Below are 10,581 nucleotides of genomic sequence, written 5' to 3'. Positions count from 1 at the left end.
GCCGGACCACAAAAGATGCAACAGAACCGGCTTCCCTGTCTTCCACAACGTCCGGAAAACCCGACCGCGGGGAGCAGGCGGAACGGGCGGCCTCAGATCGCCTTCGCCGTCATCTGGCCCGGCCCCAGTTTGGGGAGCGACCCGACGACCGCCCAGAAGTACTGTTGGAGGTAGGTGGCCTGGTTGGCGGGCGCGTCCGTGGCGAAGGGAACCACCGTCGCCCCCCGTTCCTTCTTCCACGCTTCGACAGTCGGCCCAAAACGCTTGAACCAGTATTCGGATATCTTCTTCTCGACCCCTTTGTAGAGTCCCTGGTTGGACACCCTCAGGGGCGTCTTCGCGATCGGGTCGAAGCCGTAAAGGCGCGCCCAGATCACCGCCTCGAACAGGATGAGGAAGCCGTTGCGGACATCCGCCAGGCTGGCCTCGACCCCGGAGTTGCCCTCGTCCAGCTTGAGGTCGCCTACGCTGAACGCATCGGCGATCAGACCGACCCCGTCCGGCGAGATCCAGTTGGCCCGCACCTCGCTTTCCACCCGTGCGTGGACCGTGCGCAGGGCGAGGCGGGTGCGCATCGCGTAGTCGCGCGCGGCGGTCCTGACGGAAACCCCGGCCGTGTCCCCGAGCAGGGCACGGGACGGCACCCGCGCCCTGCCCAAGGCTTTCCTCAAGGCCTTGCCGACGGCCGCGTAGTTCTGCTCGGCCTCGCGGGCGAGGCTCTCCACGATGCCGTGGTAGATATCCCTCTGGTCTTCCGAGGACTTCCCCTTGGCCGTCACGAGGGCGCCCTCTAGCGCGGTCACGCGCGCCGCGGCCTGGTTGCCCCTGATCGCACCCTGAACGGAGCCCGCGGGGCGCCAGGGCGAGGCGAAGCGGCCCGCGTTCATCCTCCCGAGCCGCTCGGCTACCCTGCGGGCCTCCTCGACCAGCTCGCGTGCCTCCGGCCCTCTCGGCAGGGCCGCGTAGAGGGCGGCGCGGCGTAGGGAGGCGGAGAAGATCCCTTTAGCGGCGGCCTTCAGGAGCTTGCCCGGCAGGTTAGACTCCATGACGAACTCCACCATGGCGGCGCCGAGTATGTCCCAGCCCGTCACCTCCTTGGGCTGCTCCAGCATGCTGATCCGAACTTCCTGGACCTGCTCGGCGGCGAGCTCAATCCCGTCGAGGAAGGCGTCGACCCTCGCCTCATGGATAATGGCGGACTGACGGATCAGGAAGCAGAGCCTCTCGACGAGGGCCCCGTGGGGATCAGGCCATCCCGAGGTCGCCTGGTTCGCCGCTGCGGGCTGTGCCATCGTCAGCCCCCTGGCGCGGGCTGCGCGCCGCCCACGAGGACGGGGGGCGGCTCGAAGGGCGCGAGATCCCCCTTCTCGAGCAGCGCCTCGCGCCGCTTCAGCTCGGCCCCGGTGAGGGCGTTCTCGGCCCTCTGGCGGAGCATCTCCTCGTGGCGCGCGAGGACGTCGACGTAGGCGGAGGAGTGCGACTGGTCGTCGCAGGCGCTGCACCGTCCGCGCAGCGCGTCCACGTAGATCCCCGGCGTGTTGAGCTCCTCGGGGCGGCCTTTGCCCGGGCCGTAGGTGGCGGCCGACCTCTCGCGCTGCGCGAGGATGTTCTCGAGGTAGTTCTTCAGCAAGGCGGCGAGGGGGGCCACCTGCTGCTCCGGATCTTGGCGGAGCAGGAACTTGCACGCCACGACAAGGCCCTCAGCCAAGCGCCTCGCGGCGGCCTCGGGAGGATCGGAATGCTCGAACCGCGCGCGGAGCGCGATGCCGTTCATCAATCGGCTGAACATTCGATCGACGTCGAAATAGGCGGTCAGGAAGACGGCAGGCGACGCCCAGTCCTCGATGAGGTGGAACGGGATATCGACCTCGGTCGGGCGCCCGGTCTCGCCCCGGCGCACCTCGAGGGGGCCGTAGAACCGCGGGAAAATGCCCGGGAGCACCAGGAGCGGATTGTTCCCGCTCAGCCGAAGTTGAACGTCATAGAGCTTAACCACCTGGAAGAAATTAAAGGTCACGGTGTGGCAGGCGCTCGGATTCCTGATCCGCCGGGTCGTCGTGCTCTCGCTGCCAAACTCGCTCGTCTGCGTGCACTTGATCGCCCGCCGCGACGACACTTCACAGACGGCCTTGGTCGTTGACTCCTTGATGGCACGGGACGAGTGCTCCATCTGCTCGCTGCTGCTGCCGCTAACAGATGCTGACACGCTGGCCGAGGCAACGGGGTAGGTCACGGAGCCGGTAGCCGTGACCGAGTAGCCGAAAGCGCTTGCAGCGGCGTTCGTGCAGGCGCGTTCGTCGGACGACCTCTGCTCGTTCTCGAGGGACCGCTTGACGGTTTGCTCGGATTCGCTGGCGATCTCCGTCTTGTTGCGTTGCCAGGAGCTCACCTCGACCGTCAGCTCCTCGCCGGGCAGCAGCGAGAGGCTGGTCGAAAGGTCGCCGAGGGTGAAGCCCGCGTGCCGCCACTCCTGCGAGAATTCCATCCGCTGACCGAACCGCCACGCGCCGCTGGCCGCGATCAGCACGTCCGGGAAGATCACTGGCTGCTCGTAGCGCCGCACGGTGACCGCCTTGCGGCCAGTGAGGGCCAGGTCCTTCACGTCGAACTGCGACGTGCACACCGGGTCTGGCGTTACGCCCGGCAGGCCCGGCCACACCTGTCCGTCGCCAGGGGCAGCAGGAGGCGCCTGCTTGGTGTTGAGCGCGATCTCTGCTTTGGCCAGGGCCGCGTCGGCGGCCTCGACTTTCCGGGCGAAGGCTCCGAGGTCGTAGCCCGCGCGCTCGATGACCCTGGCGGCGATGCCGCGGATGACGCCCTCGCCAGCGAGCCGCGCGTACTCGGCGTAGTCCTCCGCCTTGGGCAGCTTCTCCCTGGCAATCTTCTCCACGTAGAACTCATCCACAAAATCATCGACCGCAGCACCCGGGGAGGGGGTGACCTCTGGCTTGGGCTGCTTCGCCGGGGCAGGCGGTAAGGCCTCCTCTCGTTCCGCCTTGTCGCGGGCGATTTCTTTTGCGGTCCTGTCTACCGGCAACCAGCCGCCATAGGGGTCTTTTGTTCCCATGGTACGCGCCTTCTTCAAAGACCGCATTGAGCACCTGCCCTGGACCCGGGTCAGTAACTTTTGATTGCGCTATCGTAATGTTATGCAAGCACCTACTCTGTGCGGCGCTTGATCTGATCTAGTCTTCTTTTTCTTCGGACGCCCGATGTCGCCAAGCAGGTACGACCTTCATGACTGCGAAGCATCCGCTCCCGACGTGACTTGGCGCGCGGGCGAATCCCAGTGCCCCGCCGCCGCACGCGGTGTGACAAAGCGGGGGAGCAGGTATTGAGGCTGCCGATGTCGGATGTGCCTGACCTCCGGGGCGGCGACGCCGGCCGGGCCTTTGCCGAGACCTTCAAGTTCTACGAGGACGGCAAGCACCGCCGCTACTCGCTGCTGTTCGCCGTTAACGGCGGGGCGCTAACGGTGGCGAAGCTCTTCGCGGACCCCCAGGCCTCCCGCTTCCTCGGTGGCCTCACGCTAGGCCAACTCGCCGCCGGACTCGTGATCTTCACCCTGGCCATGGGGGTGGACATCTGGGTCTTCGGCCTGCGCATGCGCGAGCGCAGCGGAACGGGAGGAAAGAGTGCCTGGCGAGGTGTCTTCTCCATGGTGGGACGGATCGTCCTCGCGGTGATCTGCGCCCTAATCGTGTGCGGCTGGCTCCAGGTCATGAGGGGCGCGCCCGCATAGTTCCGACTGCGGGGACCGCGCGGCACCCCAGCTCGCCCACGGCCGCGTCCAGCCAGGAGGAGCGGCACCATGCCGGTTTCTGACGCCGACCACCACGCGCTCTACGTGAACCTCCGGGCCGAGATCCTGACCCGGTTCTTCGCCTACGGGCGGCTGTTTCGCACCAACCAATTGGCGTTGGACCACATCCTAAAGTACCCCGCACCAGAGCAGGAGGTCGACCGCTGGAGCATCGATGAGAACCACAACGACAACCCCGGCCTCAACGGATGCCTGCTCGTCGCGGCGCTCGCGGGGGAATGCGCCGTCGGGCACGGGAGCGGGGCGCTCCCCATACTCCGGCTCTACGCCGAGACGCTGGAGGACCTCTTCAAGTTCAAGGACCATTCCGACCCCGTATTCCACGGCTACCCGATCCGTTGGGACGAGCGCGGGACGGACCGCTGGGCCACCCGCGCCCGCCCTGCGGGAGGTCCGGACGAGCTTGTCCGCTGCAAGGACTTCGTGCTGGACCACCGGGGGCACCACCTCTACTGCACGCCCTTCCACCACCCGGAATACGAACTCTGGCGCCCATCTCCGAGCATGGGGCTCACCCCGAACCTTGGCTCGGGGAACGACCCGCACGACGGGGGGCCGGATAACCGCTGGCAGAGCATTGAACGCTTTCGCCGCCACGAACCTTCCATGGACGAGGTGGTCGGCCTCGTCGCCACCTACGCCGTCATGGCGGACCTCTCCGGCGACGTGGTCCTAGCGCGCGTCGTCAGGGGTCAAGCCTCCCGGCTCGGGGATTACCTGGCCGGGTGCGGCTACCTCCTGGTGCGCCCCGAGGGCGGCCTCACAGCCCGTGGGGCGACCGGGATCCTGCCCGCCCTGGAGTTCCCCTTCGGCAGGGTGTTCCAGAGGCTCACGGGCGACCGCCGCACCGCCAGGGCCGACTTCGTCGGCGCAATGAAGCGGGCAGGAGCCTGGCCCGGCATGCAGGAGACTATGGACCGCCTCGCCTTGCTGGGCCTGACCACCGACATCCTGGCGCCACTCGCCCCGATGTCGATGAGCGCCAGGGCCGTGCTTGATCAGAGCAACGCTGATCTGATGCGCGTACTCGGCGCCTTGCTCACCTCCTACGGCCACGACGTTATGAACGCCGAGGCCCGCGTCGAGGTCCCGCTCGCATGCCTGATGTCGCAGGTGGGCGATCCCCAGCGGCGCTTCGGCTTGTGGATGCACGGGCCGAACGACATGGCCGAGGCGCTGGGCGTGATGTTCACCATCCTACTCGCAGAGGGTGGCGTGCCCGGGCTGCTGGTCGCCGCGCCTGTGCGGGAGGGCCTGCGCAACCTCCTCAACAGCATCGGGAGTTATGGGTTCAACTTCGCGCCCTTCCTGGGTCTGTCCTGCATCGGCGACCGTGACCGGACCGTACGTAACGCGTTTCTGGACCATCTTCGGAACTCCGCCTCGAAGCGGCAGCGCGGCTGGTTTGGGAACACGGGCTTCGCGCGCGCGGTTGGCGCCGCGCTGGGCGACAGGGCCTCGGCGGAGGAGCTGCGCGAATGGCTTGACGACGCCTATTCGCACATCTCCGCCGCGCCCGGATCCGGAGCCTCCGCCGACCGGAACTACGACGGAGGGGACGGAGGCAGGATCCAGATCGGCATCCATGTCGAGGGTGAGGGGCCGGACAAAGTCGAAAAGCCAAAGGAGGGTCTTGTCCGCTGGTGGCCGCCCAACGACAGCCAGTGGCCGTTGGGCTCCCTCGAATATATCGCCTGCCTTTCCCTGGCCCGCTATGCCTCGGCACGAGAGCTCGTCCCGGAAGGCGTTCTGCCCCGTTGGCCGGACGGCGCCCCGGATCCCGCACGGCCGGTGATCCCGGCGGAGGTCTTGGCGCGAGGTCCGACGGAGGTGCTAAAGGGCCTGGACGAACCCCTCGACAGACACTTCGACCCCTTCCCGGTGCGAAACATCGAGCCCCGCCACCGCAGGGCCGGGTCTCCCGAGCCCCGCCCGCCCGCCGTGATATCCGGTCCGGCCGAGGTCCACGAGGTCCGGATCTCGGAATCCGTCTCCCGCGTGGCCCTGGCGACCCTTCTTGCGCCGGGGGACCGGGTCAGGCTCGAGCCAGGCGGAGCGATCAGGTCCGGTGTCATTCTCACTTATGACACCCCGCCGCGGGGCTGGGACATGCTGGACAGCAACCCAAAGTTCCCGTTCCCGGGCGGCCATCCCTACTGCCTGCTCTACCGTCTCCTCCCGGACGGCATGTTCCCCGGCGGCCCAGGGTGGCGCCCGCTCCCTGACGCAGTCGGATTCATCTACGACCATCCGAGGGGTGCGCCGGGCACACTGGAGTTCCGGACGAACGACGACACGCCGGGCGGTGGCAGCGGCGCCTTCACCTGCCGCGTCGAGATCACCCGAGCCTTTGGCGGCGACGTGAGCCTTGCGCTCGGAGGCGAGTTACGCTCGGCGCCCTCCGTCGCCAGCGCCTCACCTGGCCGGGTGGACGCCTTCGCGCTGGACGCCGTGGGCGCGGTTGCCCACTACACGCGGGTACGCATCCCCCTGAGGGAAATCGCCTTTTGGGGCACCGTGCCGGGGACGGCCGGTCTTGCATCGTCCCCGGCCGCCTATTCAGGCGGTAATGGTGCGATCGATCTCTTCGGCCTGAACGCCGAAGGCCGACTGCTCCGCAAGACACTCGAGGGCGACACCTGGACACCTCGGGAAGGGTGGGAGACGGTGGCGACCGAGCGGGGCGTGGCGTCTCGCCCGACCGCCTGCTCCTTCGAGGCGGGCCGCCTGGACGTCTTTTCGACCGACGGGGAAGGGCGGCTCATGCAAATCGTCAGGACGGGCGGCTGGACGGGGTGGCACGAGCCGACGCTCCATCCCCCGGGGTTCCGCTTCGCCGCCGACCAGGGGGGCGATGGCCTCTCCGCCGTCTCCTGGGGGCCGCGCCGCATCGACATCTTCGGGCGCGGGGCACGTGGGGGCCTCGGGCACGCCTGGTGGGACGGGAACCGGTGGTTCGGCGAGGAGTTCGAGGGGGCCATATCCTCCGCGCCGGGGGTCGCATCCCCGGCACCGGGAAGGCTGGAAGTCTTCGCCCGCCTTTCTGACGGCGGCTTTGGGGTCAAGGTATTCGACCGGAGCTGGAGCGGCTGGGCGGCGCTGAGGGGCAGGCCGGAATCTGCCCCTGCCGCCGTGTTCGTACCGAGGACCGTGGAGGAAAACCGGGTCGAGGTATTCTATCGAGGGACCCTCAACGACCTGAGGAACCTGCGCCGCTCATGATGGCCCCGGCATAGACTACGCTTTGGAGATCTTTGGCGCCGCTGGTTCCCCGTTTCCAGCGGCACCGTCTTCGCGCACCACAAGCTGGGCTACTGCCGCAGCCACCATCCTCTGGGGGTCATGGGATGGCGGCCCGGCTCGATGTAGGCCGTCCCGGCACCCGCCCCGGTGATCCAGCCCTTCACCGCGGTGGCCACGAACTCCGGTCCGTTGTCTGAGCGGATGTGCCCGGGGATCCCACGCATGATGAACAAGTCTGCCAGCACGTCGATGACGTCGAGGGAGTTCAGCTTGCGCGCCACCCGGATCGCTAGACATTCGCGGCTGAACTCGTCCACCACGTTCAGCATCCGCAGCTTGCGTCCGTCCGTACCCATCCGGTGATGGCCGCGGTTGACGGTCAGGCGGCGGCGGTCGCAGGCGCCTGAGTGCAGTGCCAGTTCCACGGCAGGAGCTCGTCGAGCCTGGCGGCAGGGTGGTCAGCGATGCGGGCGAGCACGTCGGCGAGCCAAGCGCGCGGGTCGACGTTGTTCAGCTTGGCGGTGGTGATGAGCGTGTAGACCATCGCGGCCCGCTCGCCGCCGCGATCACTGCCCGCGAACAGCCAAGCCTTTCGGCCGAGGGCCACGCCGCGGAGCGCGCGCTCGGCGGCGTTGTTGGTCAGGCAGATCCGGCCGTCGTCGAGGAACCGGGTGAACGCCTCCCAGCGCTTGAGCGCATAGTCCAGCGCCTTGGCCAGGTCGTTGTGGCGCGACAGCCTGCCCCTGGTCTCCAGCATCCAGACCTGCAGGCCGGCAACAAGCGGGGCCACCACGCTCTGCCGGTGCTGCAGGCGATCGGCCGCCGGGCACCCGTTCACCGCCCGCTCGGCCTCGAACACCCGATCAAGGCGCCGCACGGCCTCGGCGGCCAGCGGCGCGCGGGCGACCTCGGCCAGTTCGAACACCTTGCGCCGGAAATGCGCCCAGCACGCCGCCTCCGTGATCGGCTCGGGCGTGCGGCCAAGCCGGTAGAGGTCGCCGAACCCGGCATAGGCATCGGCCTGCAGGATCCCGGCGTAGGCGGCCAGGTGCCGTCTGGGATGCTCGGCGGTGCGGTCGCGCGAGAAGTAGAATACCGCGGCCGGAGGTGCGGGTCCGGCAAAGGGCTGGTCGTCCCGCACATAGGTCCAGAGGCGGGCGGTGACCGTCTTGCCGCGGGTGAGCAGCGGCACGGTGGTGTCGTCCCCGTGCAGGCGCTCCGCCGCCAGCACATGCGCCTGGATGAGGGCGTGCAGCGGCGAGAGCACCGCCGCCGCGGTGCCGACCCAGTCGGCCAGGGTGGAGACGCTCAGTTCCACCCCCTCGCGGGCATAGCTCTCGCTCTGCCGGTTCAGCGGCAGGTGCTGGCCGAACTTGGCTTCCAGGATCATGGCGAGCAGGTGCGGTCCGGCCCGGCCGCGGGTGATCGGGTGGAACGGCGCGGGCGGCTGGGTGATCACCTCGCACCGGCGGCAGGAGAACTTCTCCCGCACCGTCTGGATGACCGTAAGCGTCAGCTGATCCCCACATGTTCTGGCTGACGTTGCTGGGCGAGACTGCCCGGCATGATGGACGAGAGTGAACTGGCTGGCGCGGCGACCGGCAGCTCTTACGAGCCTCGTAAGAGTTCGCGGCGCGGCGGTGCTGAGCGGGTGGAGGTGCTGACGGTCAGGGCTGAGCGCCGACGGCGCTGGAGCAGCGAGGACAAGCTGCGCATCGTCCGGGAGACCCTCGCACCGGGCGCGGTGGCCAAGGTTGTGGCCGAGCGCCATGGCGTCAGCACCGGCCTGCTGTTCACCTGGCGCAAGGAGCTGCTGGCGACGGCCGTCTCCGGCTTTGTGCCGGTTGAGATGGCGCCTGCGGAGCCGTTGCAACTGCCTGGCCCGACAGCGGCTCGCATGTCCTCGCCGGCCCCTGCGGCGGCCGAGGGTGGCATCGAGATCGTCCTGCCCGGTGGTGCCCTGGTCCGGCTTGGCCGCGGTGCCGACCTGGAGTTGCTGCGCGGCGTGTTGGCTCTGCTGGCTCCGCGCTGATGCTGCCGTCCGGCGTCCGGGTGTACCTGGCCTGCGGCGTCACCGACATGCGCAAGGGCTTCGATGGGCTGGCGGCACTGGTGCAGACGGTGCTGCAGCAGGATCCCTATGGCGGTGCGCTGTTCGTGTTCCGCGGCAAGCGCGGCGACCTGATCAAGGCGCTGCTGTGGGACGGCCAGGGGCTGGTGCTCTACGCCAAGCGCCTGGAACGTGGAAAGTTCGTCTGGCCCCAGGCCAGCCAGGGCGCGGTGACGCTGACTGCGGCACAGCTTTCCATGCTGCTCGAAGGCATTGATTGGCGCATGCCGGCCTGGACAGCACGGCCGGAGGCAGCGGTCTGAACCGGATCCGGTTGGTTCTGGTGGCGCTGGTCCGGCCACCTTGCCTAGAATCTCCGGCGTGGAAATCACCTTTGCCCAGCCAGAGGATGAGATCGCAGCGCTCCGCCAGCTGCTGGCGGAGCGCGACGGGGTCATCGCCGAACAGGCTGCGGCCCTGGCCGAGCGGGATGCCCAACTGGTCACCTCCGCGCTGGAGATCGAGCACCTGCGGGTGCAACTCGCGGCGCTGCGGCGCCAACAATACGGCCAGTCCTCCGAGCGGCTGGCGGCCGACATCGCGCAGCTGGAACTGCGGCTCGAGGACCTGGAGGAGAGTCAGGCGGAGCAGGCCGCCGCTCATGAGGCACGACAGGATCGGGCCGTGCGGCGGCGCCAGCCAGCGGTGCGCAAGCCCTTGCCCGCGCACCTGCCGCGCCAGGAAATCGTGCATGAGCCGGCCACTGTCTGCGGCTGCTGTCCGCGTAAGGCGCTGGCCCGCCTGGGCGAGGATGTCACCGAGGTGCTGGAGAAGGTGCCGGCACGGCTGCAGGTGATCCGCCATGTGCGGCCCCGCTACGCCTGCCGGATCTGCGAGGGCGTGTTCCAGGCGCCAGCGCCTGACCTGCCGATCGAGCGCGGCCGGCCAGGGCCCGGGCTGCTCGCCCATGTCGCGGTGTCGAAGTACTGTGATGGCCTGCCGCTCTACCGCCAGGCCGCCATCCTGGCGCGCGAGGGGGTCGAGATCGAGCGGGCGGTGCTGGCCGACTGGATGGGCCATGTGGCCTGGTGGCTGGCGCCCATCGCGGCACGGATTGGCACCCATGTCATGGCCCAGCCGGTGCTCTGGACCGACGATACCACCACCCGCGTCCTGGCTCCCGGAACCGGCAAGACCCGGCAGGCCCGGTTCTGGGTCTACGCGATCGATCCGCGCCCCTATGCCGGCCAGGGGCCACCGGCGGCGTTCTACCGGTACTCCCCCGATCGTCGTGGTGAACGGCCGCGCGATCATCTGGCCGGGTTCCGCGGCTATCTGCAGGCAGATGCCTATAGCGGCTATGAGGCGCTGTACCGGCCGGACGGCATGGTGCCGGCGCGCATCACCCAGGTTGCGTGCTGGGCACACGCGCGACGCGGTTCTGTTGCATCTTTTGTGGTCCGGC

At 68.7% G+C, this 10,581-nt stretch carries 7 protein-coding genes and 2 pseudogenes; 5 read left to right on the top strand and 4 right to left on the bottom strand.

Translation table 11 applies throughout. The features are described 5' to 3' along the window. Positions 1-92 precede the first annotated feature (92 nt). On the bottom strand, positions 93-1,292 hold the full coding sequence (locus E0493_RS22590) for a hypothetical protein (protein WP_160939526.1): 1,200 nt from the start codon (positions 1,290-1,292) through the stop codon (positions 93-95). A gap of 2 nt (positions 1,293-1,294) precedes the next feature. Next, entirely contained in the window at positions 1,295-3,094 is a 1,800-nt protein-coding gene (locus E0493_RS22585) for a hypothetical protein (RefSeq protein ID WP_160939525.1), read from the bottom strand. Between the two features lie 252 nt (positions 3,095-3,346). On the opposite strand from E0493_RS22585, the gene E0493_RS22580 reads away from it, so the two are divergent. Both E0493_RS22580 and E0493_RS22575 read left to right on the top strand, forming a co-directional pair. After that, a complete protein-coding gene (locus E0493_RS22580; protein ID WP_160939524.1) occupies positions 3,347-3,742 on the top strand; it encodes a hypothetical protein in 396 nt (131 codons plus the stop codon). A gap of 69 nt (positions 3,743-3,811) precedes the next feature. Beyond that, on the top strand, positions 3,812-7,045 hold the full coding sequence (locus E0493_RS22575) for a hypothetical protein (RefSeq protein WP_160939523.1): 3,234 nt from the start codon (positions 3,812-3,814) through the stop codon (positions 7,043-7,045). Positions 7,046-7,176: 131 nt separating this feature from the next. On the opposite strand, the pseudogene E0493_RS22570 reads toward E0493_RS22575, so the two are convergent. Then, positions 7,177-7,413: pseudogene (locus E0493_RS22570) on the bottom strand (DDE-type integrase/transposase/recombinase); the annotation flags it as partial. Between the two features lie 32 nt (positions 7,414-7,445). Next, positions 7,446-8,570: pseudogene (tnpC, locus tag E0493_RS22565) on the bottom strand (IS66 family transposase); the annotation flags it as partial. A 60-nt stretch (positions 8,571-8,630) separates the two neighbouring features. On the opposite strand from tnpC (E0493_RS22565), the gene tnpA reads away from it, so the two are divergent. The 3 genes from tnpA to tnpC (E0493_RS22550) form a co-directional block, all read left to right on the top strand. Further along, positions 8,631-9,098 carry an IS66-like element accessory protein TnpA gene (tnpA, locus tag E0493_RS22560; RefSeq protein WP_235913993.1) on the top strand — a complete coding sequence of 156 codons (468 nt, stop codon included), beginning with the start codon at positions 8,631-8,633 and terminating at the stop codon, positions 9,096-9,098. After that, positions 9,098-9,439 (top strand): IS66 family insertion sequence element accessory protein TnpB, encoded by a 342-nt coding sequence (gene tnpB / locus E0493_RS22555; protein ID WP_160939521.1) that lies wholly within the window; start codon positions 9,098-9,100, stop codon positions 9,437-9,439. The genes tnpA and tnpB overlap by 1 nt, the downstream gene beginning before the upstream one ends. 58 nt (positions 9,440-9,497) lie before the next feature. After that, positions 9,498-10,581: IS66 family transposase (gene tnpC, locus E0493_RS22550; protein WP_160939520.1), on the top strand; the 1,084-nt coding region annotated here is incomplete at its 3' end.

This window comes from Teichococcus coralli (assembly GCF_009829925.1).
Classification (GTDB): Bacteria; Pseudomonadota; Alphaproteobacteria; order Acetobacterales; family Acetobacteraceae; genus Pseudoroseomonas; species Pseudoroseomonas coralli.
This window is presented reverse-complemented; position numbering and strand designations above follow the sequence as displayed.